Source organism: Rhizobium sp. EC-SD404 (assembly GCF_902498825.1).
GTDB lineage: Bacteria > Pseudomonadota > Alphaproteobacteria > Rhizobiales > Rhizobiaceae > Georhizobium.
In genome coordinates this window covers 2388299-2413117 of sequence record NZ_LR701459.1, presented here as the reverse complement: position 1 = coordinate 2413117, position 24819 = coordinate 2388299, and the positions used below count along the sequence as shown (strand labels likewise).

General features: G+C 61.5%; 18 protein-coding genes, 3 tRNA genes and 1 pseudogene. 16 read left to right on the top strand and 6 right to left on the bottom strand.

The window, feature by feature from the left end; translation table 11 throughout:
- Positions 1-102 precede the first annotated feature (102 nt).
- From GC125_RS12365 to GC125_RS12355, 3 genes are all read right to left on the bottom strand, one after another.
- Positions 103-1398: a M23 family metallopeptidase gene (locus tag GC125_RS12365; protein WP_502706057.1), complete on the bottom strand. Its 1296-nt coding sequence runs from the start codon at positions 1396-1398 to the stop codon at positions 103-105.
- Positions 1399-1494: 96 nt separating this feature from the next.
- Complete coding sequence (locus tag GC125_RS12360; protein WP_151987854.1) at positions 1495-2358, bottom strand: ferritin-like domain-containing protein; 864 nt, start codon at positions 2356-2358, stop codon at positions 1495-1497.
- A 7-nt stretch (positions 2359-2365) separates the two neighbouring features.
- Positions 2366-2833 (bottom strand): peroxiredoxin, encoded by a 468-nt coding sequence (locus GC125_RS12355; RefSeq protein ID WP_151985922.1) that lies wholly within the window; start codon positions 2831-2833, stop codon positions 2366-2368.
- 294 nt (positions 2834-3127) lie between these two features.
- On the opposite strand from GC125_RS12355, the gene GC125_RS12350 reads away from it, so the two are divergent.
- Positions 3128-6460 (top strand): YhdP family protein, encoded by a 3333-nt coding sequence (locus GC125_RS12350; protein WP_199864562.1) that lies wholly within the window; start codon positions 3128-3130, stop codon positions 6458-6460.
- A 65-nt stretch (positions 6461-6525) separates the two neighbouring features.
- Here GC125_RS12350 and rlmB read toward each other — a convergent pair whose 3' ends face one another.
- Positions 6526-7428 (bottom strand): 23S rRNA (guanosine(2251)-2'-O)-methyltransferase RlmB, encoded by a 903-nt coding sequence (gene rlmB / locus GC125_RS12345; protein ID WP_151985920.1) that lies wholly within the window; start codon positions 7426-7428, stop codon positions 6526-6528.
- A 208-nt stretch (positions 7429-7636) separates the two neighbouring features.
- On the opposite strand from rlmB, the gene GC125_RS12340 reads away from it, so the two are divergent.
- Together GC125_RS12340 and GC125_RS12335 are read left to right on the top strand one after the other, a co-directional pair.
- Positions 7637-7721: transfer RNA gene (locus GC125_RS12340), tRNA-Tyr, on the top strand.
- 19 nt (positions 7722-7740) lie between these two features.
- A tRNA-Gly gene (locus tag GC125_RS12335) sits at positions 7741-7814 on the top strand.
- A 108-nt stretch (positions 7815-7922) separates the two neighbouring features.
- On the opposite strand, the gene GC125_RS12330 is transcribed toward GC125_RS12335, so the two are convergent.
- Positions 7923-8480, bottom strand: a complete 558-nt coding sequence (locus GC125_RS12330; RefSeq protein ID WP_151985919.1) for a hypothetical protein — start codon at positions 8478-8480, stop codon at positions 7923-7925.
- Between the two features lie 621 nt (positions 8481-9101).
- On the opposite strand from GC125_RS12330, the pseudogene GC125_RS12325 reads away from it, so the two are divergent.
- From GC125_RS12325 to rpoC, 11 genes and pseudogenes are all read left to right on the top strand, one after another.
- Positions 9102-9228 (top strand): annotated as a pseudogene (locus tag GC125_RS12325) (GTP-binding protein); the annotation flags it as partial.
- A gap of 101 nt (positions 9229-9329) precedes the next feature.
- Positions 9330-10505 (top strand): elongation factor Tu, encoded by a 1176-nt coding sequence (gene tuf, locus GC125_RS12320; protein WP_151985908.1) that lies wholly within the window; start codon positions 9330-9332, stop codon positions 10503-10505.
- A gap of 119 nt (positions 10506-10624) precedes the next feature.
- A tRNA-Trp gene (locus GC125_RS12315) sits at positions 10625-10700 on the top strand.
- A 170-nt stretch (positions 10701-10870) separates the two neighbouring features.
- Positions 10871-11071, top strand: a complete 201-nt coding sequence (gene secE, locus GC125_RS12310) for a preprotein translocase subunit SecE (RefSeq protein ID WP_151985918.1) — start codon at positions 10871-10873, stop codon at positions 11069-11071.
- A 26-nt stretch (positions 11072-11097) separates the two neighbouring features.
- On the top strand, positions 11098-11628 hold the full coding sequence (gene nusG / locus GC125_RS12305; RefSeq protein WP_126010236.1) for a transcription termination/antitermination protein NusG: 531 nt from the start codon (positions 11098-11100) through the stop codon (positions 11626-11628).
- Positions 11629-11782: 154 nt separating this feature from the next.
- Positions 11783-12211, top strand: a complete 429-nt coding sequence (rplK, locus tag GC125_RS12300; RefSeq protein ID WP_151985917.1) for a 50S ribosomal protein L11 — start codon at positions 11783-11785, stop codon at positions 12209-12211.
- A 4-nt stretch (positions 12212-12215) separates the two neighbouring features.
- Positions 12216-12914 (top strand): 50S ribosomal protein L1, encoded by a 699-nt coding sequence (rplA, locus tag GC125_RS12295; RefSeq protein ID WP_151985916.1) that lies wholly within the window; start codon positions 12216-12218, stop codon positions 12912-12914.
- Between the two features lie 313 nt (positions 12915-13227).
- Entirely contained in the window at positions 13228-13788 is a 561-nt protein-coding gene (rplJ, locus tag GC125_RS12290; protein WP_502706056.1) for a 50S ribosomal protein L10, read from the top strand.
- Positions 13789-13844: 56 nt separating this feature from the next.
- Positions 13845-14219, top strand: a complete 375-nt coding sequence (gene rplL / locus GC125_RS12285) for a 50S ribosomal protein L7/L12 (protein WP_151985914.1) — start codon at positions 13845-13847, stop codon at positions 14217-14219.
- 209 nt (positions 14220-14428) lie between these two features.
- A complete protein-coding gene (gene rpoB / locus GC125_RS12280) occupies positions 14429-18571 on the top strand; it encodes a DNA-directed RNA polymerase subunit beta (protein ID WP_151985913.1) in 4143 nt (1380 codons plus the stop codon).
- 208 nt (positions 18572-18779) lie between these two features.
- Positions 18780-23000 carry a DNA-directed RNA polymerase subunit beta' gene (gene rpoC / locus GC125_RS12275; protein WP_151985912.1) on the top strand — a complete coding sequence of 1407 codons (4221 nt, stop codon included), beginning with the start codon at positions 18780-18782 and terminating at the stop codon, positions 22998-23000.
- Between the two features lie 97 nt (positions 23001-23097).
- Here rpoC and GC125_RS12270 read toward each other — a convergent pair whose 3' ends face one another.
- On the bottom strand, positions 23098-23391 hold the full coding sequence (locus GC125_RS12270) for a transcriptional regulator (RefSeq protein WP_151985911.1): 294 nt from the start codon (positions 23389-23391) through the stop codon (positions 23098-23100).
- A 514-nt stretch (positions 23392-23905) separates the two neighbouring features.
- On the opposite strand from GC125_RS12270, the gene rpsL reads away from it, so the two are divergent.
- The gene (rpsL, locus tag GC125_RS12265) at positions 23906-24277 is read left to right on the top strand and encodes a 30S ribosomal protein S12 (RefSeq protein ID WP_047030256.1); all 372 of its coding nucleotides are present in this window, start codon (positions 23906-23908) and stop codon (positions 24275-24277) included.
- A 68-nt stretch (positions 24278-24345) separates the two neighbouring features.
- Complete coding sequence (rpsG, locus tag GC125_RS12260) at positions 24346-24816, top strand: 30S ribosomal protein S7 (protein ID WP_151985910.1); 471 nt, start codon at positions 24346-24348, stop codon at positions 24814-24816.
- Positions 24817-24819 lie beyond the last annotated feature (3 nt).

Below are 24819 nucleotides of genomic sequence, written 5' to 3'. Positions count from 1 at the left end.
GCAATGACGCCTGGATGAGCCGGCACATAGGCCCTATACGGCAGAAAGTCAAGGAAGGCAGGCGTTGCAGGCACTTCGTGCGCTCTTTGGGCGCACGAATGGTCAGCGGGCGGCGAGAAGTGGTTCCAGCGATGCTCCGGCCTGCAGGAAGCGCGCGGGATCGACCGGCTCATCCTTGAAACGGACTTCATAGTGGAGATGCGGGCCGGTGGAACGCCCAGTGCTTCCCGCGCGCCCGATCAATTCCCCGCGCGCCACGGTCTGGCCGATCGAAACGAGGATTTCGGAGAGGTGAGCGTAGCGCGTCACGACGCCTTCGCCGTGATCGATCTCCACCATCTTGCCGTAGCCGCCGCGCCGGCCTGCGCCGATGATCGTACCGCTGCCGGACGCTTCGATGGATTCTCCGCTGGCGACGCGGAAATCGATGCCGGCATGGAACGCCGCCCGGCGGAAGAAGGGGTCGCGCCGCGTGCCGTAACGGCTGGTGATCGCATGACCTTCGGCCGGATTGCCAAGCGGCATGCGTGCCGCGTGGTCCCGGATCGTGTCGAGACGGTTCAAGGCCAGGTCCAGTTCGTCGAGCGTCGCATCGAATGCGCCGCCGCCGCGCCGGGGCAGATAAGGTCCACCCATGGCCGTGGTATCGTCCAGCGGAACATCGAGCCCGGTGTCGCGCAGAATGCCTGCAATCGCTTCGGCGGTGCCCGAGGCATTGGCCGCAAGAGCGCGCACCTTCTGCATCTGCTCGGTTTCGATGTCGTCGAGCGAGGAGCGCAGCTCGAGGAAAAGCTGATCAGACCGATCTGCCTGATTGCGGCCGGTCGGAGCGTAGGCGCTTACCTTGCTGCTCGGCGGGATGGTTGCCGTCGTCGTGCGGTCGGTGATCATGGCGATCGCGTCGAGGGCGTCGCCCGATGCAGGAAGGTCCGCGCGGCGCGCGGGACGATCCGGGCGCGGGATGGGTAACGGCGCTTCGATCTCAGGAGCAGCCGCATCGCCTGCGCGTTCGAGGATGGCATCCAGCCGGCCGTGGCGTGATGAGAGCGCGGCCTGGTGTGCCATCAGCTTCTCGACCTGGTCTTCCATCATGCGTTGATCCAGCATCTGACGGCTGGTTACGCGATCGACCTGCGCGCGGAGCGCAGCGATGCGGTCTTCATAGACGTGCTGAATACGGGCTTGCCGCGCGACGGAGGCGCCGATGAGATCGTCGCGCAGGATGAGGTAGGTGGTCGCCACGAAGTAGCCGCCGAGCAGAAGCGCAGCCGCACAGCCAGCAAGGCCCACGACCCAGGGACGGATCGTCATATGCCGAATGCGTTCACCGCTCGCGAGAATGAGCGTGTGCTCCATCTTGCGCCGACCGAACGCGGAAACTTTATGCGATTGCGCCACGGTGCTGCCTTTGCCGCTGCCAGACCAATGACGGGTATTAGACAATGTTAAGGTTAACACCCCCTTTCCGGCCACACAGTTTGGCCAGATGGTGTCTCAGGACATGCTTGTCGCGGTAAGCGACCGGTAGAACGAAGGCGAAAGCCCGGCTTCGGCCCGTGCCAGATCGTTGAAGGGCGGTTTCAGCGGTCCACGAAAATTCGCGCGCACCAGGGACTGGAAGGTCGCCGTCGGGTCACGGCCCTGGCGTTGGCAGAGGAAGCGGAACCATTTGGCCCCGACGGCGACGTGGGTCTTCTCGTCCTCGTAGATGATGTTGAGGATGGCAGCGCTTTCCAAATCGCCCGATTCGCGCATCTTGGCCTGAAGGGCCGGGGTCACGTCGAGCCCCCGGGCTTCGAGGATGAGCGGAACGACGGCAAGCCTCGCAGTCAGGTCGTTGCGGGTGTCATGCGCCGCCTGCCAAAGGCCATCATGAGCCGGCAGGTCGCCATAATCCGCACCGAGGGCACGAAGTCGATCACGTATTAGATTGAAATGCTTGGCTTCTTCGAAGGCGACCCGCATCCAGCCGTCGAAGAAGCTTCGGGGCATGCGGGCGCCGGCGAAGCGGGCCACGATATCGAGTGCGAGGTCGATGGCGTTGAGCTCGATGTGGGCGATCGCATGCAGGAGCGCGATGCGACCACGCTCCGAGTTCAGCGAGCGACGCTTGACCTTCGTCGGTGGTACCAGCTCCGGCCGATCCGGGCGTCCCGGTCGAACGGGTACGCCGAGATCGAGCGGGCTCAGAAGCGAGAGGCGACGCCCATGCCAGCGTCGCGCCGTCTCCTGCGTCAGCCACGTCTTGTCGTCGAGGTCGGCTGCCGCAATTGCACGTGCCGTGCCATCCCGCAGCGATCTCGCCGCATATTCTCCTGCCGACGCAGGAACATGCGGTGCTTGGCTGACATTCTGAATCACGTTCTCAGAGGGCCTTGGCGGCAGCCAGAACGTCTTCGGCGTGGCCAGGTACCTTCACTTTCGGCCAGATTCTAACGATCTTCCCGTCGCGATCGATCAGAAGCGTTGTGCGCTCAACGCCCATGTATTTCTTGCCGTACATGCTCTTTTCCTGCCAGACGCCGTAGGCTTCGAGGGTTGACTTGTCCTCGTCGGCGGCAAGGATCACGTCGAGGCTGTGCTTGTCGCGAAACTTGTCATGCTTCTTCACGGGGTCGGGCGACATGCCGATGACGACCGTGTCCGCTTCCGCAAAGTCCTGCTTCAGGGCGGTGAAGGCGATGGCCTCGGTGGTGCATCCGCTGGTGTCGTCCTTCGGGTAGAAATACAGGACGACCTTTTTTCCGCCGAATTCAGAGAGCGAAACGTCGCCGCCGCCATCTCGCGGTAATGTGAATGCGGGGGCCTGCATGCCTTCGGACAATTCGCTCATCGATGCTCTCCAATGCTGATAGGGGGCGTGATGGACGCGATATATGGTCTAAGCGCCCGTCGTCCAGCCACTTAGGCCCGGATGATCCGGGACAGGCGTCGAAAGCGTTTCCCCGACGCGGGGTTTTCGGCCACATTGCAGCAATGCGCCGGTGGGGAACTGGCATGGTTTAGGTTCAACGGGGCTGACAGGAACGAGCGGATCGGCGACACAGAGCGCATGCACCCATCACCGAACACGGTTCCCGTGGATCAGGCGGAGAAAAAAGCGAAACGCAGCCGGGCCAGACGCGTGATGCGTCTTTCTCTGCTCGTGAGCGGCGTTCTGACGGGCATTCTGATGGCTGTTTTCGCCGGGCTACAGTTCGGCGCCTTCGATTCGCTGTTTGCCGGCCGGGCTCAGTCGGCGCTCGCCACCATTGCAGGCCCCGAAACCATCGTGGAAGTCGATCGCGCCTCTGTGCGTGTCGGGCGAGACGGGCGTATCGCGATCGAGGCCGATTCGGTGTCAGTGCAGCGATCCCCTTTGGCGCTTCGTGAATCGGCAGCCAGCGGGACGCAGAATGACGCGTTCGGCGAGGCGCTGTCATCCGTCGAGGCTGTGCGGCTGTTGCTTGACCCGATGCCGCTTCTGCGCGGCGAAATCAAAGTGGTCGAGGTGGAGATTTCCGGCGTCGTGCTCGACGCGACCATGCTCGCCGGCGGGCCGACCACCGACTGGGGCGCGCTGCGGGTCGATTCGTTGGAGCCGCTGACGGAAAGTGCGTTTGCCGCATTGGACCGGGCCTTCCATCTGCTTCAGCGTAGCCGCACACGATCGATCCTGCTCACCAATGCCGAACTTGCGAATACCGGTGCTGCCGATGCACCGAGGATCGAACAGTTGCAACTGGCGCTATCCGATCGGGAGAACGTGACGCTGAATGGCGCCTTCACGATCGGCGGGCAAACCATCGCCATCGATGGACAGGCGCTGCGCCACGAGCGGACGGATACGCTCGACCAGCTTCTCGTTCGCCTGACCGGTTTGCACACAATGGGCAACGCGGCGTTCACCAGCCGTAGCGAAGACGAACCGGTCGAGCGCCAGCGGCAGCGGTTCGGCATCGAGAGCGAGACCGACATCTCGCTCAGTGCACGACGCACGCCGAGGCCCGATCAACCGATGCTCAAGGCCCAGGTCTCGCTGGGCGAGGGAAGCCTGACGCTTGGCGGAATCGTCTCGCCGCTGCAGACCAGCCGTCTTGGGCTCGGTTATTTCCGCGAGCAGGGAAAGATCGAGGTGCTGCCATCGCGCCTCACGGTCGCCGACACGGTCATCCCGTTCAGTGGCGGGCTCATCGATCTGTCTCGTCTCGCCGAAAACGCCGCTCCGGGGATTGCGGCGGAGATCGTCGTCGACCAGGCCATGCTCGACCCCACGGATACCGAGCTTGCCGCGCTTGCCGTCGATGGCAAGATTTCCGCGCGGTTTCTGGGCGCCGACCGGCGGCTGGTCTTCGACGAAATCGCGCTCGATACGGGGCCGGGGACCGTCGTCGCGTCTGCGGCCATCGAGTTTGGCGCGTCGTCGCCGGCGATCAGTCTCGCCGGTGCGTTCGATCGGCTGGATACCGCTTCTCTGAAGCAGCTCTGGCCCTTCTGGGTGGCGGTCCGGCCGCGGCAGTGGGTGATCGACAATGTCGTGGGTGGCATCGGCTCCAACGGCCAGATCCGGCTGTATATTCCCGCAGGGCGCATGGCCGAGCAGCCGGGCAGACTCGATCTCGACGAGGACCAGCTGCAGATCTCCATGCGGGTCAACGGGCCGCGCGTGAATGTTGCGGGCGACATCCCCCCGTTGCGCGATACCAAGGCGAACGTGGTGTTTCGGGGTAAAACGCTCGAAGTCGATATCGAGGCGGCAACGGCCTATTTCCCGTCGGGCAGGACGGTCGCAGTCGAAAACGGGACATTCGGGATCGAGCGGACCGATCTTCGTCCCTTGATGGCCGAGATGGACCTGCAACTTGCCGGTGCTGCGGACGCCATGGCCGAGTTGATCTCCTACCGGCCGATCGCCGTTCTCGACCGGGTCGGCTATCAGCCCGAGGATCTCAGCGGTTCCATCGAGGCGCATGTGCAAGCGCGTTTCGGCCTGATCCGCGATCAGAACCCGGCCGCGCCGACCTATGACGTCCAGATGGCGCTGACCGACGTGGCCGTGGCGAAGCCCGTGGAAGGGCGCATGCTGTCGGCGGTGAACGGCAGCCTGTCGGTCGACCCGGCAAAAGCAGTGCTCGAGGGAAAGGCCACGATCGACGGGGCTCCGCTCGACATCGCCGTCACGCGTCCGCTCGATCCCGAGGCGGGCATCACCGCGGCACGACGGATCAGCGGCACGATCGGGGACCGTGAACGGGCGGAGCTTTTGCCAGGCCTATCCGGTCTTCTCGCTGGGCCGATCACGTTGACCATGGAGCAGACCGGACCAGGCGAGGACAAGGTCGATATCGACCTGTCGAACGCGACACTGACCCCGCCCGCAATCGGATGGCAGAAGGAACCAGGCACTCAGGCGTCGGTGAGCATGACGATGCGCGCCCGAGAAGACGGGCTCGATCTCGACGACATCGTGCTGACGGGCGACGGCATCGGGGCCAAGGGGTCTGCACGCCTGACTGCAGGGCAGTTGGCCACGCTGGACCTCTCCAATGTGCGTCTGTCGACGAGCGACGACTTCGATGTCTCCATAGCTCGGGCCAGCGGCGGCGCCTTCGACATCGATGTCCGGGGGCGCTCCTTCGATGCACGGCCTTTGATCCGCAAATTGCGGGCAGGCTCCGAAGGGGGAAGCGGGGCAGGTGGTGGCGCGGCGCAGCGGTTCTCCTTCTCGGCCGACGTCGCTCAAGTTCTCGGTTTCGACGGAGAAGTGCTGTCCGGCGTTTCGGTGCGCTATTCGGGCCGAGGCAGCCGCCCGACCGGGGTGGATCTGAAAGCCGTGACGGGAAGCGGCGAGGCGGCAGTGCTAACTTTTGCCGAGACCGACGGGATCGGGCAGGCCAATCTGACGGCGGGCGATGCCGGCGCTCTTGCGCGCTTTGCCGATCTCTACCGGCGCATATCCGCCGGCCGCATCGAGGTCGCGCTGCAGCGGTCCGGCGACGGCCCCTTCCGTGGCAATGTGCGGATCGCCGATTTTGCCGTGATCAACGAGAATCACCTGAAGGAACTCGTGACTGCGCGGGCTTCCGGCGCACCGGGCAATGTCAGTGACGCGATCCAGAGCTCGGTCGACGTCAATTCCATGCGCTTCGAGCGCGGCTACACCGACATCGAGATCGGTAACGGCACCGTGGGCGTCAGCAACGGCGTGCTGCGCGGCCAGGAGATCGGTCTGTCGTTTCAGGGCATCGTCAGGGATGCGGGTGGCAACATGGCCGTCACCGGCACGTTCATGCCGGCTTACGGGCTTAATAGGCTTTTCGCCGAGATTCCCATCTTCGGCGCTCTGCTTGGCAACGGTCGCGACCGTGGCCTGATCGGGATCACGTTCCGTTTGGACGGGCAGGTCAGCGCGCCGCAACTGACCGTCAACCCGATTTCGGCGATCGCGCCGGGTGTGTTCCGGCAGATCTTCGAGTTCTGAGGCTCCGGCTTCGGTTCGCCGTGGCTCTGATCGGTGATCCGGTGTCCGCTTTACGTTGAAACGTTTCAGGATACCTGCAGATGCCGGTGCGCCGCATAGAGCGCGATAGCGGCAGCGTTGGAAACGTTGAGAGACTTGATGGCGCCCGGCATGTCGAGACGCACCAGTCCATCCACCGTATCGCGCGTCTTCTGACGCAATCCCTTGCCTTCCGCACCGAGCACGAGGGCGATCCGCTCGCCGGCGAGCTTGGCTTCCAGCGGACCGTCGGCTTCCGAATCGAGACCGAGTGTCAGGAAGCCGAGCGCCTGCAGTTCACCGATCGCTTCAGCCAGATTGGTGATCTGGATGTAGGGGATCAGTTCCAGCGCGCCGGAAGCAGACTTGGCCATCACGCCGGATTCGGTCGGGCTGTGACGCTGGGTGGTGATGACCGCGCCTGCCCCGAAGGCAACGGCGCTGCGCATGATGGCTCCAACATTGTGCGGGTCCGTCACCTGGTCGAGAACCAGCAACAGCGGGCTGTCCTTGAGATCGGCGAGGCGTCTCAGAGGCAACGCGTTCGCTTCGACGACCACGCCCTGGTGGATCGCATCGTCGCCCAGCAGATCGTCGATGGCGCCGGGAGCGACCATCTCGACCGGGAAGGGTAGAGCTGCGGTGTCTTCCACTTCGAGCCGGGCGAGCGCGTTGCGCGTCACCCGCATCGACAGGATCTTGCGGGCAGGATTGTCGAGTGCCGCGCGAACTGTGTGCAAGCCATAAAGATGGACGCGGTCGGGCGGGAGCGGCGGGCCCGACCCTTCTTTGCGCTTGCGCGGCGCGTCGCGCTTCTGGCTGCCATCATCCGCTTTCGTATCGCGGTAGGCTCGGCGCAGACGCGCATAGTGACTGTCTTTTGGCGAGCCCGCATCGCGGGGGCCGCCGTCGCTTCCGCCGGCTGCGCCGGATGTCTTCTTTGATGTCATGGATCGGCTTATAGACCGCGCCGCGGTGGTGGCAAAGCCTTTCCCCGAAGCAGGTTCGAGCGCGCTTTCCCGTGTCGCATTAATTTCTCGGGGATCGGTTGACAGCTATCGGCCCGACCGGCATAACCCGCCCCGGTTCGACGGCGCTTCCTTGCGCGGCGATCGTCGGTCCACCGGCCACCTGCCAAGCGGGGTGCCGGCGAAGTTTGGAGAGGTGCCTGAGCGGTTAAAAGGGGCGGACTGTAAATCCGTTGGCTTAGCCTACGCTGGTTCGAATCCAGCCCTCTCCACCACTTCGCCTGATGACTGCCCGCGGGTATAGCTCAATGGTAGAGCAGCAGCCTTCCAAGCTGAATATGCGGGTTCGATTCCCGCTACCCGCTCCAATTTGCCCCTACTGCACTCTGCTCCGCGCATGCCATTTCTGGCCGTCGCATATCCCATGCATCGGCCTATAGCTTCAGTATGATGCCCGCCAAGAACATTCACCGGCCCTAGAGGGCATCGTGCTTGAGCGCGTCGCGGAGCTTCTGGGCGCGGATGACCGTGCGGGCGTATTGTTCCCACGTCGAACGCATCTGAAGCAGATTGGCGGCCAACGCTTCGGCGATGCCTTCGAGTTCGTCGAGCGCAACCTGGCTTCGGGTGAACTGGCCCGCAAGATCGCCTGAGAAATCGCCGCGCTTGGCCGAATCCATCGCGCCGGTCAGTGTGCGGCCGTTGTCATGGACACGGGGAGCGAGACGGCCGAGTGCCTCGTGGAGGCGTTCGCGCTCCAGTTCGATGGCCTCCAACTGCGGACGCTGCTGCTCAAGGAGACGGTAGGTATTGCGCCATTCGCGCGCATGCCGCTCCAGGTCGTCGCTGACGCCCTTCAGGCCGCCGGCAATGCGGCCAGGCAGACGAACGGACGGATCAATACTCGGACCGGCGACATGAACCGGGTCGATCTTCTTGGTGGCGGGTGAAGTGTCGGCATCCGTCACATCTGGCACATGACGCAGTAGTGCAGCCATGTGCGGAACATCATTGGCATAAGTGTCGATAGTCATGTGCCTCTCCATTTGCGCCATCGTAATTCATGGCTTCATATGAAATTGCATTGATTTTCACTTCGCGCCATCCGAACTTTAACAATTGGTTAATTGTGTACGTGGCTGATCAAGAGGTTCTGGAGTTTAACCGGCTCCAGAGTGCAATCTATTCTTGGTCAATTTCGGCTATGTTTTAGAGAATGGTTGTAAAGCAGCGGAAGTCGCACCTGGCCTCGAATCGGCGGTTGCGGAGGGCTGATTTTGGGGTATGGTCCGGGCTATGGATCACCCCCGCGACACCATTGCATCCTCCTTAGATCATGTCTGGAATTCGGCTCGCATTGACGCCGACGGTGCCGTGCGTGCGCTTCTCATCCATGCTCAGGACTGCTCCCGATGGGGGTTTGTGGACGACGCCAGCGATGCGCGCTCGGCTGCGCGATCGTTGAGGGTCCAAGCGTTGATTGCCGCGGCGCATGGCGAGCATCATCACGGCGCCGTCTCCTGTTGGCGATAGGCGGCTGAGCGCTTCGCGCTCGGTTTTCGTCGGGTCATCCCTCCGCGCTTGAACTTCGCGAAATTTCGTCCTAATAGCGCACCAGCCCATCCCAACGAACTCGATAAATTGAGGAAAGCCGCATGGCTAAAGGCAAGTTTGAACGTAACAAGCCGCATGTGAACATCGGCACGATCGGTCACGTCGACCACGGCAAGACGTCTTTGACGGCTGCGATCACGAAGTTCTTCGGCGAGTACAAGGCGTATGNGTTTTCGTCGGGTCATCCCTCCGCGCTTGAACTTCGCGAAATTTCGTCCTAATAGCGCACCAGCCCATCCCAACGAACTCGATAAATTGAGGAAAGCCGCATGGCTAAAGGCAAGTTTGAACGTAACAAGCCGCATGTGAACATCGGCACGATCGGTCACGTCGACCACGGCAAGACGTCTTTGACGGCTGCGATCACGAAGTTCTTCGGCGAGTACAAGGCGTATGACCAGATCGACGGCGCGCCGGAAGAAAAGGCTCGCGGGATCACGATCTCGACTGCACACGTGGAATACGAGACGGAAGCCCGTCACTACGCCCACGTCGATTGCCCCGGCCACGCCGACTACGTGAAGAACATGATCACCGGTGCTGCCCAGATGGACGGCGCGATCCTCGTCGTTTCGGCTGCCGACGGCCCGATGCCGCAGACGCGCGAGCACATCCTGCTCGCCCGCCAGGTCGGCGTTCCGGCGATCGTCGTGTTCCTGAACAAGGTCGACCAGGTCGATGACGAAGAGCTTCTCGAGCTCGTCGAGCTTGAAGTGCGCGAGCTGCTCTCCTCGTACGACTATCCGGGCGACGACATTCCGATCGTCAAGGGTTCGGCACTTGCCGCCATCGAAGACAGCAACAAGGAAATCGGCGAGAATGCCGTGCGCGCGCTGCTGGCCGAAGTCGACAAGTACATCCCGACGCCTGAGCGTCCGATCAACATGCCGTTCCTTATGCCGATCGAAGACGTGTTCTCGATCTCGGGCCGTGGCACGGTCGTGACCGGCCGCGTCGAGCGTGGCGTCGTCAAGGTTGGCGAGGAAATCGAGATCGTCGGTATCCGCGACACCAAGAAGACGACCTGCACGGGCGTTGAAATGTTCCGCAAGCTGCTCGATCAGGGCCAGGCCGGCGACAACATCGGCGCGCTGCTTCGCGGTGTCGACCGTGAAGGCGTCGAGCGTGGTCAGGTTCTGTGCAAGCCGGGTTCGGTTAAGCCGCACAAGAAGTTCAAGGCCGAAGCCTACATCCTGACAAAGGAAGAGGGCGGTCGCCACACGCCGTTCTTCACGAACTACCGTCCGCAGTTCTACTTCCGCACGACGGACGTGACGGGCATCGTGACGCTGCCGGAAGGCACGGAAATGGTGATGCCCGGCGACAACGTGACGGTCGACGTCGAGCTGATCGTGCCGATCGCGATGGAAGAGCGCCTGCGCTTCGCTATCCGCGAAGGCGGCCGTACCGTCGGCGCCGGCATCGTCGCCGCGATCACGGAATAACGCGTGAAAACAAGCTTCGGCGGGGACAATTCGACCTGCCGAAGCATTTTCGTCTTGCCGTGCTGGTCGCTCCAAGTTAGATCAGCGGCACGGCGAAGCGCTCGAACGAGCGGTCGTTTAGGGGTATAGCTCAGTTGGTAGAGCGGCGGTCTCCAAAACCGCAGGTCGCAGGTTCGAGCCCTGCTGCCCCTGCCATTTCTGGCTGGTCGGTCGGCGCCTCTGGCGGCCCGGCCGGTTTGCTATTTTGACGCGCCGGACGGATTCCCTCTTGTGAATTTGGGAATCGGTCTTTATGTAGAACCTCTAGATCAACGGTGCGCGGAGCCGCCTTGTCGCTTTGCGTGCCGTAATCGTATGGGCAGTTCATGGCTACGAGAACCAATCCGATCACATTCATCCAGCAGGTGCGCGCCGAGACGGCCAAGGTCACCTGGCCGAGCCGTCGCGAGACTTTGATCTCGACGATCATGGTTCTCATCATGGTGTTTGTGGCTTCGATCTTCTTTTTCGCCGCCGATCAGGCGCTGGGCTGGATCATCGGGCTTATTCTGAACATCGGCGCCTAACTGTAGCTGCCTTCGGGAGAATTTGAATGTCAGCGCGCTGGTATATCGTCCACGCATACTCGAATTTCGAGAAGAAGGTCGCCGAGTCGATCGAAGAGAAGGCGCGCCAGAAGGGCCTGTCGCATCTCTTCGAAAAGATCCTCGTTCCGACCGAAAAGGTCGTCGAAGTCCGTCGCGGCCGCAAAGTGGATGCCGAGCGCAAGTTCTTTCCGGGTTATGTGCTCGTCCGGGCTGATCTGACCGACGAAGCCTATCACCTGATCAAGAACACGCCAAAGGTCTCCGGGTTCCTTGGTTCCGATTCGAAGCCGGTGCCGATCCCAGACTCCGAAGCGGAGCGGATCCTTTCGCAGGTTCAGGATGGTGTCGAGCGGCCGAAGCCGTCCATTTCGTTCGAGATCGGGGAGCAGATCCGCGTATCGGACGGGCCGTTCGCCTCGTTCAACGGGATTGTCCAGGACGTCGACGAAGAGCGCTCGCGCCTGAAGGTGGAAGTATCGATCTTCGGTCGCGCAACGCCGGTCGAGCTTGAATACAGCCAGGTCGAAAAGACCTGATTGTCGGGCCGGTCCCTCGGGGGCTGGTCAACAGCGTGGGAGATCTTCCGGATGAGCCAATCCGGGGTCGGATCGCACCACGCAACCGCAGCCGCCGGTTCGCCGGCACATTGAGGCCGGATTTCCGGTCTATAATTGGAAAAGGCAGAGAGTAATGGCTAAGAAAGTTGCAGGCCAGCTCAAGTTGCAGGTATCCGCAGGGTCGGCAAATCCGTCGCCGCCGATCGGTCCGGCACTTGGTCAGCGTGGCATCAACATCATGGAATTCTGTAAGGCGTTCAATGCCGCCACGCAGGAAATGGAAAAGGGTATGCCGATTCCGGTCGTCATCACCTATTTCCAGGATAAGTCGTTCAACTTCCAGATGAAGCAGCCGCCCGTCAGCTACTTCCTCAAGAAGGAAGCCAAGCTGAAGTCCGGCTCGAAGACTCCGGGCAAGGAAACGGCCGGCAAGGTTTCGCGCGACCAGATCCGCACCATCGCTGAAGCGAAGATGAAGGACCTGAATGCTGCCGACGTCGAAGGCGCAATGCGCATGGTCGAGGGCTCTGCCCGCTCCATGGGCCTGGAAGTGACGGAATAAGATCATGACCAAGATTGCAAAGCGCGTAGAAAAGAGCCGTGAAGGCATCGATCGCAACAAGCTCTACGACCTCTCCGAGGCCGTCAGCATGGTTCGCGAGCGTTCCGCCACGAAGTTCGATGAGACGATCGAAGTCGCAATGAATCTCGGCGTCGACCCGCGCCACGCCGACCAGATGGTCCGTGGCGTCGTCAACCTGCCGAACGGCACGGGCCGGACGGTTCGCGTTGCCGTGTTCGCACGTGGCGACAAGGCCGACGAAGCCAAGGCAGCCGGTGCAGACATCGTCGGTGCGGAAGATCTCGTCGAAGCAGTGCAGGGCGGTCAGATCGACTTCGACCGCTGCATCGCAACGCCGGACATGATGGGTCTCGTCGGCCGTCTCGGTAAGGTGCTTGGCCCTCGCGGCCTGATGCCGAATCCGCGCGTCGGCACGGTCACGCCGGACGTCACCGCAGCCGTCAAGGCTTCCAAGGGCGGCGCCGTCGAGTTCCGCGTCGAGAAGGCCGGCATCGTTCACGCTGGCGTCGGTAAGGTCTCGTTCGATGCCAAGGCAATCGAAGAGAACATCCGCGCGTTCGCCGATGCCGTAATGAAGGCAAAGCCGTCGGGCGCCAAGGGCAACTACGTCAAGCGCGTGGCGATTTCCTCGACCATGGGCCCGGGTGTCAAGATCGACCCGTCGACCCTTTCCGCCGCGTAAAGCGCGCAGATTTTCGCGGCCTGCCTCAAGGGGCAGGCGGCATGACACGATTTTCGGCCTTCGGGCCGGAAGTTGCCGGGGATTTCGGTTCCCGGCATTCCTGTCCGAGATTGCAGGTGGGCAACCTTAATCCCACACGGCCTGCATGAGACGGGTAAGACCCGGATTTGGCGGCTTTATGCCGTTTCTTGCGGTTCGAACCTCGATTGCCTTGCGCCCGCCGATCCCGGCGAGTGGAAGGGGGCAGGATCCTCAAGCGTCGCTTGGAGATCTTTCATTTGAACGGTCCCCTTGCGGCAAAGGCAAACCGACTGTGGTTGGCGCGAATGCCAATACGGTCTGCTGGAGAAAGACAGTGGATAGAGCGGAAAAACGCGAATTCGTCACAGAGCTGAACGAAGTCTTCAAGGCTTCCGGTTCGGTTGTTGTGGCCCACTACTCCGGTCTGACGGTTGCGCAAATGAACGACCTTCGGTCGCGCATGCGCACAGCCGGCGGAACGGTCAAGGTCGCGAAGAACCGCCTGGCCAAGATCGCTCTTCAGGGCACGGAGTCCGAAGGGATCGCAGATCTCTTCACCGGCCAGACGCTCATCGCCTACAGCGATGATCCGATTGCCGCTCCGAAAGTCGCCGTCGACTTCGCCAAGGGTAACGACAAGCTCGTTGTTCTCGGTGGTGCGATGGGCTCGACCAATCTCGATGCCGATGGTGTTAAGTCGCTCGCGACCCTCCCATCGCTCGACGAGCTGCGTGCAAAGCTGGTTGGAATGATCCAGACCCCGGCAACGCGCATCGCTCAGGTCGTGAACGCGCCTGCGGGTCAGCTCGCACGCGTATTCGGCGCTTATGCCAAGAAGGACGAAGCCGCTTAAGGCGGAACTTCGCTGTTTAACTCTTAAAGTTCGAACCGAATAAAAGGACTATGACAATGGCTGATCTCTCCAAGATCGTTGACGACCTCTCCAACCTCACCGTCCTGGAAGCTGCTGAGCTTTCCAAGATGCTCGAGGAAAAGTGGGGCGTTTCGGCTGCTGCTCCTGTTGCTGTTGCTGCTGCTGGCGGCGGTGCACCGGCTGAAGCCGCTGAAGAGAAGACTGAATTCGACGTGATCCTGGCCGAAGCCGGCGCAAACAAGATCAACGTCATCAAGGAAGTCCGTGCAATCACGGGTCTTGGCCTCAAAGAAGCCAAGGACCTCGTCGAAGCTGCACCGAAGGCCGTCAAGGAAGCAATTTCCAAGGGCGAAGCCGAGGACATCAAGAAGAAGCTCGAAGACGCAGGCGCGAAAGTCGAGCTCAAGTAAGATCATTCGTGGTCTGACGGATCCGCGCCATTCGGCGCGGGTCCATCTGTTTTTCGGAACAGATTATCCGGAGACCGGACGTAGCGGTCTTTCGATAATGGGTTCCTCGCTCTCGACTGGATGGAGAGCGCGCGCCCGACGGAGCCGACTGGCCAGCGGTATGCCGTCACATGCAGGCCCAGATGCAAGATTTTTGACAAGGAGCGACGATGGCTCAGACCATTTCATTCAACGGTCGTAGGCGCGTACGCAAGTTCTTCGGTAAGATTCCAGAAGTCGCAGAGATGCCGAACCTCATCGAGGTTCAGAAGGCATCCTACGATCAGTTCCTCATGGTCGACGAGCCGGAAGGCGGTCGCCCGGAAGAGGGCCTTCAGGCCGTCTTCAAGTCGGTTTTCCCGATCCAGGACTTTGCGGGCACCTCGATGCTCGAATTCGTATCGTACGAATTCGAAGCGCCGAAGTTCGACGTCGAAGAGTGCCGTCAGCGCGATCTGACCTACGCAGCGCCGCTCAAGGTGACGCTGCGCCTCATCGTGTTCGATATCGACGAGGATACGGGCGCGAAGTCCATCAAGGACATCAAGGAACAGTCCGTCTACATGGGCGACATGCCGCTGATGACCATGAACGGCACGTTCATCGTCAACGGCACCGAGCGCGTGATCGTCTCGCAGATGCACCGCTCGCCGGGCGTCTTCTTCGATCACGACAAGGGCAAGTCGCACTCATCGGGCAAGCTGCTCTTTGCAGCCCGCGTGATCCCGTATCGCGGCTCCTGGCTCGACATCGAGTTCGATGCCAAGGACATCGTGCATGCGCGCATCGACCGCCGCCGCAAGATCCCTGCGACGTCGCTCCTGATGGCGCTCGGCATGGACTCCGAGGAAATCCTCGAGACGTTCTACACGAAGTCGCACTATGCCCGTGACGGCGAAGGCTGGCGCATCCCGTTCCAGCCGAACGCGCTCAAGGGCACGAAGGCAATCACGGACCTGATCGACGCCGACAGTGGCGAAGTCGTTGCCGAAGCCGGCCGCAAGCTCACCCCGCGTGTGCTCAAGCAGATGCAGGAAAAGGGCGTCAAGGCTATCAAGGCGACCGACGACGACCTCTATGGCGCCTATCTCGCCGAAGACATGGTCAACCCGGCGACGGGCGAGGTCTTCCTCGAGGCCGGCGACGAGATCGACGAAAAGACGCTGCCGGTTCTCCTGGAAGCGGGCTTCGACTCCATCCCGGTCCTCGACATCGACCACATCAATGTCGGTGCCTATATCCGCAACACGCTTTCGGCTGATAAGAACGAGAACCGCCAGGATTCGCTGTTCGACATCTACCGCGTCATGCGTCCGGGTGAGCCGCCCACAATGGAAACGGCGGAAGCCATGTTCAACTCGCTGTTCTTCGACAGCGAGCGCTACGACCTGTCCGCCGTTGGCCGCGTCAAGATGAACATGCGGCTCGACCTCGATGCTGCCGACACCGTTCGCACGCTGCGCAAGGACGATATCCTTGCCGTCGTGAAGACGCTCGTCGAGCTGCGTGACGGCAAAGGGGAGATCGACGACATCGACAACCTCGGCAACCGCCGTGTTCGTTCGGTCGGGGAGCTCATGGAGAACCAGTATCGTCTGGGCCTCCTGCGCATGGAGCGCGCGATCAAGGAGCGCATGTCGTCGATCGAGATCGACACCGTCATGCCGCAGGACCTGATCAACGCCAAGCCTGCCGCTGCCGCGGTTCGCGAGTTCTTCGGATCCTCGCAGCTGTCGCAGTTCATGGACCAGGTGAACCCGCTGTCGGAAATCACCCACAAGCGCCGTCTTTCGGCACTTGGACCGGGCGGTCTGACGCGTGAGCGTGCGGGCTTCGAAGTCCGCGACGTTCACCCGACCCATTACGGCCGTATCTGCCCGATCGAAACGCCGGAAGGCCCGAACATCGGTCTGATCAACTCGCTCGCCTCGTTTGCCCGCGTCAACAAGTACGGCTTCATCGAAAGTCCGTACCGCAAGATCGTGGATGGCAAGGTGACGCGCGACGTCGTCTATCTGTCGGCCATGGAAGAGTCCAAGCACTACGTGGCCCAGGCGAACGCCGAGCTCAGCGAAGACGGTGAATTCGTCGACGAATTCGTCATTTGCCGCCACTCCGGCGAAGTGATGATGGCGCCGCGCGAAAACATCGACCTCATGGACGTTTCGCCGAAGCAGCTTGTTTCGGTGGCGGCGGCGCTCATCCCGTTCCTCGAGAACGACGACGCGAACCGCGCGCTCATGGGCTCGAACATGCAGCGTCAGGCCGTACCGCTCCTGCGGGCCGATGCTCCATTCGTCGGCACCGGCATGGAATCGGTCGTTGCCCGTGACTCCGGCGCCGCCATCGCTGCCCGCCGTTCGGGCATCGTGGATCAGGTCGATGCGACGCGTATCGTCATTCGCGCCACGGAAGAGACCGATGCCGCGAAGTCCGGCGTCGATATCTACCGCCTGCAGAAGTTCCAGCGTTCGAACCAGAACACCTGCGTCAACCAGCGTCCGCTGGTCACCGTGGGCGACCGGATCGAATCGGGCGACATCATCGCCGACGGTCCCTCGACGGATCTCGGCGATCTCGCGCTCGGCCGCAACGTGCTCGTCGCGTTCATGCCTTGGAACGGCTACAACTACGAGGACTCCATCCTGCTTTCCGAACGCATCGTTTCGGAAGATGTGTTCACCTCCATCCACATCGACGAGTTCGAAGTGATGGCGCGTGACACCAAGCTTGGACCGGAAGAAATCACGCGTGACATTCCGAACGTTTCGGAAGAAGCGCTGAAGAACCTCGACGAAGCCGGCATCGTCTATGTGGGCGCCGAAGTGCATCCTGGCGACATTCTCGTCGGCAAGATCACGCCGAAGGGCGAAAGCCCGATGACGCCGGAAGAAAAGCTTCTGCGCGCCATCTTCGGTGAAAAGGCTTCCGACGTCCGCGACACGTCCATGCGCATGCCTCCGGGGGCGCACGGCACAGTCGTCGAAGTTCGCGTATTCAACCGCCACGGCGTGGAAAAAGACGAGCGTGCCATGGCGATCGAGCGCGAGGAAATCGAACGCCTGGCCAAGGACCGCGACGACGAGCAGGCGATCCTCGACCGGAACGTCTACGGCCGTCTGACCGACATGCTTTCGGGCCATGTCGCTGTTTCCGGTCCGAAGACCTTCAAGAAGGGCTCCAAGCTCGACGCGGCTGTCATGGCTGACTATCCGCGTTCGCAGTGGTGGCTGTTCGCCGTCGAGGACGAAAAGGTCCAGGGCGGTATCGAGCAGCTTCGCGCCCAGTACGACGAGTCCAAGTCGCGCCTTGAGCAGCGCTTCATGGACAAGGTCGAGAAGGTCCAGCGCGGCGACGAGATGCCTCCGGGCGTCATGAAGATGGTCAAGGTCTTCGTGGCCGTGAAGAGCAAGATGCAGCCGGGCGACAAGATGGCCGGCCGTCACGGTAACAAGGGTGTCGTGTCGCGCATCATGCCGGTCGAGGACATGCCGTTCCTGGAAGACGGTACGCATGTCGACATCGTGCTGAACCCGCTCGGCGTGCCTTCGCGCATGAACGTCGGTCAGATCCTCGAGACCCATTTGGGCTGGGCTTGCGCCTCGCTCGGCAAGAAGATCGGTAATCTGCTGGATGCCTACAAGGAATCCGGCGACATTGCCGAGCTCCGGGCGACGGTCGACGATGTCATCGGCGGCGGCGTCAAGGGCGAGCCGATCAAGGACTTCGACGACGAGTCGATCGTTCGGGTGGCCGAGCAGACCCGCCGCGGCGTGTCGATCGCCACACCGGTGTTCGACGGTGCGCACGAAGCCGACGTCAACATCATGCTCGAAAAGGCAGGGCTCAACGTCTCTGGCCAGTCGACGCTTTACGACGGACGTACGGGCGAGCAGTTCGACCGTCAGGTCACGGTCGGCTACATCTATATGTTGAAGCTGAACCACCTGGTGGACGACAAGATCCACGCCCGTTCGATCGGACCGTACTCGCTCGTTACCCAGCAGCCGCTGGGCGGCAAGGCGCAGTTCGGTGGCCAGCGCTTCGGCGAGATGGAAGTCTGGGCACTCGAAGCCTATGGTGCCGCCTACACGCTGCAGGAAATGCTGACCGTGAAGTCGGATGACGTGGCTGGCCGTACCAAGGTCTACGAAGCGATCGTGCGTGGCGACGACACCTTCGAGGCAGGCATTCCGGAGAGCTTCAACGTTCTCGTGAAGGAAATGCGCTCGCTGGGTCTGAACGTCGAACTTGAGAACACCAAGATCGACGACAACGCCGACATGGAGCAGCTGCCTGACGCGGCCGAGTAAAGAACAAACGGAATGCGCTGCCTTCAAGGTGGCGCATTCGTTCCTCGCATAGTGGGGAGCATGCACGCGCAGCGCCTTTGAGGGTCGCGGCGCGTGCATCGCAGTTTCAACCGGTAGCTTCTACCGGCCAGGATTTTCTAAGCGGAGAAGGGGCGACGGCCTCGACGGACCGCATATGACGGGGCAGGGCCCCGCAAAGGAGACAGGCATGAACCATGAGGTCATGAATCTTTTCAATCCCCAGGCCCCGGCGCAGGTATTCGATAGCATTCGAATTTCCATCGCCAGCCCGGAGAAGATTCTCTCCTGGTCGTTCGGCGAGATCAAGAAGCCGGAAACCATCAACTACCGCACGTTCAAGCCGGAGCGCGACGGTCTTTTCTGCGCGCGCATCTTCGGTCCGATCAAGGACTATGAGTGCCTGTGCGGAAAGTACAAGCGCATGAAGTACAAGGGCATCATCTGCGAAAAGTGCGGCGTGGAAGTCACGCTCTCGCGCGTTCGTCGCGAGCGCATGGGCCACATCGAACTCGCAGCGCCCGTCGCCCACATCTGGTTCCTGAAGTCGCTGCCGAGCCGCATCGGCACGCTGCTCGACATGACACTCAAGGATATCGAGCGCGTCCTCTATTTCGAAAACTACATCGTCACCGAGCCGGGCCTGACCTCGCTTCAGGAGCACCAGCTGCTCTCCGAAGAAGAGTACATGATCGCGGTCGACGAATTCGGCGAGGATTCCTTCACCGCCATGATCGGCGCCGAAGCCATCTATGAGCTTCTGGCCGGCATGGAGCTGGAGAAGATCGCCGGCGACCTGCGCGAGGAACTGGCAACGACGACTTCGGAACTGAAGTCGAAGAAGCTGATGAAACGCCTCAAGATCGTCGAGAACTTCCTGGAGTCTGGCAACCGTCCGGAGTGGATGATCATGAAGGTGGTCCCGGTGATCCCGCCGGACCTGCGTCCGTTGGTTCCGCTGGATGGCGGCCGCTTCGCGACTTCGGACCTGAACGATCTCTACCGTCGCGTGATCAACCGTAACAACCGTCTGAAGCGTCTGATCGAGCTGCGCGCACCGGGCATCATCATCCGCAACGAGAAGCGCATGCTTCAGGAGTCGGTCGATGCGCTGTTCGACAACGGCCGTCGCGGCCGCGTCATCACGGGTGCAAACAAGCGCCCGCTGAAGTCGCTCAGCGACATGCTCAAGGGCAAGCAGGGCCGGTTCCGCCAGAACCTGCTCGGCAAGCGCGTCGACTATTCGGGCCGTTCGGTCATCGTGACGGGTCCCGAGCTGAAGCTGCACCAGTGCGGCCTGCCGAAGAAAATGGCGCTCGAGCTGTTCAAGCCGTTCATCTATGCCCGCCTCGACGCGAAGGGCTACTCCTCGACCGTCAAGCAGGCCAAGAAGCTGGTTGAAAAGGAAAAGCCGGAAGTCTGGGATATCCTGGACGAGGTTATCCGCGAGCACCCGGTTCTCCTGAACCGTGCGCCGACGCTGCACCGTCTCGGCATCCAGGCATTCGAGCCGATCCTCGTCGAAGGCAAGGCCATCCAGCTTCACCCGCTCGTCTGCACGGCGTTCAACGCCGACTTCGACGGCGACCAGATGGCCGTTCACGTTCCGCTGTCGCTCGAAGCGCAGCTGGAAGCGCGTGTTCTGATGATGTCGACCAACAACATCCTGCACCCTGCATCCGGCGCACCGATCATCGTGCCGTCGCAGGACATGGTTCTCGGCCTCTACTATCTCTCGATCAAGAACGAGAACGAGCCGGGCGAGGGCATGGTGTTCGCCGACATGGGCGAGCTGCATCACGCGCTTGAAAACAAGGTCGTGACGCTGCACACCAAGATCAAAGGCCGCTTCAAGACGGTCGACGAGAACGGCAAGCCGGTCTCGCAGATCCATGAAACGACCCCTGGCCGCATGATCATCGGCGAACTGCTGCCGAAGAACGTCAACGTGCCGTTCGACACCTGCAACCAGGAGATGACCAAGAAGAACATCTCCAAGATGATCGACACCGTCTACCGCCACTGCGGTCAGAAAGAGACGGTCATCTTCTGCGACCGCATCATGCAGCTGGGCTTCGGCCACGCCTGCCGTGCCGGCATTTCGTTCGGCAAGGACGACATGGTCATTCCGGACACGAAGGCGAAGATCGTCGGCGATACTGAAACGCTCGTGAAGGAATACGAGCAGCAGTACAATGATGGCCTGATCACGCAGGGCGAGAAGTACAACAAGGTCGTCGACGCTTGGGGCAAGGCCACCGAGAAGGTCGCCGACGAGATGATGGCCCGCATTAAGGCTGTCGAGTTCGACCCGGCAACGGGCCGGCAGAAGCCGATGAACTCGATCTACATGATGAGCCACTCCGGTGCGCGTGGTTCGCCGAACCAGATGCGTCAGCTGGGCGGCATGCGCGGCCTGATGGCCAAGCCTTCGGGCGAGATCATCGAAACGCCGATCATCTCGAACTTCAAAGAAGGCCTGACCGTGAACGAGTACTTCAACTCGACGCACGGCGCTCGTAAGGGTCTGGCTGATACGGCTCTGAAGACGGCGAACTCGGGTTACCTGACCCGTCGTCTCGTGGACGTCGCACAGGACTGCATCGTCACCCAGACGGATTGCGGCACCGACAAGGGCCTGACCATGACGGCGATCGTCGATGCCGGCCAGGTGGTTGCATCGCTCGGTCAGCGCGTTCTCGGTCGTACGTCGCTCGACGACATCAACCATCCGGTTTCGGGCGATCTGATCGTCAAGGCCGGTACGTTGATCGATGAGAACGACGTCATCGCAATCGAAGCGGCCAGCATCCAGTCGATCCGCATTCGTTCGGCTCTGACCTGCGAAGTTCAGACCGGCATCTGCGGCGTCTGCTACGGACGTGACCTGGCGCGCGGTACTCCCGTCAACCAGGGCGAGGCCGTCGGCGTCATCGCGGCACAGTCGATCGGCGAGCCGGGCACTCAGCTCACCATGCGTACGTTCCACTTGGGTGGCACGGCGACTGTGGTGGACCAGTCGTTCCTGGAAGCGTCCTACGAAGGCAAGGTGCTGATCAAGAACCGCAACGTGCTCCGCAACTCGGAGAACGAACTCGTCGCCATGGGCCGCAACATGGCCATCCAGATCCTGGATCCAAAGGGCAACGAGCGGTCCTCGCAGCGCGTCGCATACGGCTCGAAGCTCCATGTGGACGACGGCGACGCCGTTCGTCGTGGCCAGCGTCTCGCCGAGTGGGATCCTTACACCCGTCCGATGATGACGGAAGTTGCCGGTACCGTGCAGTTCGAGGATCTGGTCGACGGTCTATCCGTCACGGAAACGACCGACGAAGCGACAGGCATCACCAAGCGTATGGTCATCGACTGGCGTTCGACCCCTCGCGGTTCGGATCTGAAGCCCTCGATCGTCATCAAGGACAAGAACGGGGAGATCGCCAAGCTTTCGCGTGGCGGCGATGCCCGCTTCCTGCTCTCGGTGGACGCGATCCTTTCGGTCGAACCGGGCCGCAAGGTCAGCCAGGGTGACGTGCTTGCGCGTATTCCGATGGAAAGCGCGAAGACGAAGGACATTACCGGCGGTCTGCCGCGTGTGGCCGAACTCTTCGAAGCACGCCGTCCGAAGGATCACGCCATCATCGCCGAAATCGACGGCACGATCCGCTTTGGACGCGACTACAAGAACAAGCGTCGCATCCAGATCGAGCCGGCGGAAGACGGTGTCGAGCCGGTCGAGTACCTGATCCCGAAGGGCAAGCCCTTCCACTTGCAGGATGGAGATTTCATCGAGAAGGGCGACTACATTCTCGATGGCAATCCCGCTCCGCACGACATCCTTGCCATCAAGGGCGTCGAGGCGTTGGCTTCCTATCTCGTCAACGAGATCCAGGAAGTTTACCGACTGCAGGGCGTTTTGATCAACGACAAGCACATCGAGGTGATCGTTCGCCAGATGCTGCAGAAGGTCGAGATCAGCGAACAGGGTGACTCGAGCTACATCGCCGGCGACATCGTCGACGTGATCGAGCTCAATCAGGTCAATGCGCGCCTGGAAGAAGAGGGCAAGAAGCCGGCCAGCGGCGAAGCCGTTCTGCTCGGCATCACCAAGGCCTCGCTCCAGACGCCGTCCTTCATCTCCGCCGCCTCCTTCCAGGAGACGACGAAGGTGCTGACCGAAGCAGCCGTTGCCGGCAAGACCGACACGCTGCAGGGTCTGAAGGAGAACGTGATCGTGGGTCGTCTCATCCCCGCCGGTACCGGCGGCCAGATGAGCCAGATCCGTCGCATCGCTACGTCGCGCGACGACCTGATCCTCGATGCCCGTCGCAAGTCGTCGGGTGCCGAAACGGCCGATCCGATGCTGGCCGACATGACGGCACGCGAGCGGGCCGCTTCGACCGCCGCGGAATAATCCGCGCTTACATCAATGACAAAAGCCGCCCCGGGAAACCGGGGCGGCTTTTTCATTTGAAAGACGTGTCGTTGACGGCCGGCGGCCAGGCGCAGCGTTATTTCAGCGTGACGATCGCCACTTCGCCTTCGAGTGCGCCCTGATAGGCGGAGGCATGTGGCTCTTCGTCCGGCGCCTCGTGCAAGATCCCGATCTGGTCGAGATCGGCTTCTTCATAACCTTCATCGGCCAGCGCGTTGAGTGTCGCGCGCACGGCACTGTCGTCGTCCGGAGCCTGCAGGAAGATATGCAGCTCGGTGGGATCGCCACCCTTGTCACGCCATGCGCGCCCGACGATGATGAAGATCATCGGCGTCTCCGGTTCATTCTCATTGGCGGGGGTGTCGATCATCCAAGTGATTCCTGATGCGAGTCGTTTTGGTCAGAGCGCCTGCTTGGCGACGGTCGTTGACGGATTTCATGGGACGTGGAATCGCTAAGGTCAACGCGCTCCATGCTCGACGTTCGACCGTTGTTTTGGAACGACGCAAGAATACGCGCTCGAAACGCGCGCTCCGGCAAGATTGTTACGCTGTCGATCGGCATCCCGTCAGGTGGGTGGCGGGCAGGGACAAATCTTAAGGCCAGGCCTTGACGGAATGGGCTTATGCCAGTATCACCCGGCCACCAAAGCCGATGTGAGGCTGGCATCTTCGGGACGACGCGTCCTGGAATTCGCCTCAAACAAGGCTTTATACCGCAGACGACGACAATGCTGTTGGCACGAGACGGGCGACCGTTTCCTCTGCATTTGATGAGCCATCCACCGTGCAATCGGGGACGGCTCGTTTCGCGCATGTTCGAATACTGCGGCGTGAGGGCCTCGTGAAACGGGCTTTGAGATAGATTTTTCAAGGGATGGTTGAATGCCTACCGTAAACCAGCTGATCCGCAAGCCGCGTCAGGCGCCCGTTAAGCGCAACAAAGTTCCGGCTCTGGAGCAGAACCCGCAGAAGCGCGGCGTTTGCACCCGCGTCTACACCACGACCCCGAAGAAGCCGAACTCGGCCCTTCGTAAGGTCGCCAAGATCCGCCTGACCAATGGCTTTGAAGTCATCGGCTACATTCCTGGCGAAGGTCACAACCTTCAGGAGCACTCCGTGGTCATGATCCGCGGCGGCCGCGTGAAGGACCTTCCAGGCGTTCGCTACCACGTCATTCGCGGCGTTCTCGATACGCAGGGCGTCAAGAACCGCAAGCAGCGCCGCTCGAAGTATGGCGCGAAGCGTCCGAAGTAAGATCATTCTGTCGCTGGCCCGAGGCAGTCATCGCCAGGGTCACGTGCAATCAGTGAGAGACGAGAAATATGTCGCGACGTCATAAGGCAGAGAAGCGTGAAATCAACCCGGATCCGAAGTTCGGCGATCTGGTCATCACGAAGTTCATGAATGCCATCATGTACCACGGCAAGAAGTCTGCCGCCGAGTCGATCGTCTATGGCGCATTCGACGTGGTCGAGCAGAAGACCCGCCAGGAGCCAGTCGGCATTTTCCATCAGGCACTCGACAACGTCGCGCCGCATGTGGAAGTCCGTTCGCGCCGCGTTGGTGGTGCTACCTACCAGGTTCCGGTCGATGTTCGTCCTGAGCGTCGTCAGGCCCTGGCTATCCGCTGGCTGATTGCAGCTGCCCGCAACCGTAACGAAACGACCATGGTCGAGCGCCTTTCGGGCGAACTCATGGACGCGGCGAACGGTCGTGGCAGCGCTGTCAAGAAGCGCGAAGACACGCACAAGATGGCTGACGCCAACCGCGCGTTCTCGCACTATCGCTGGTAACTG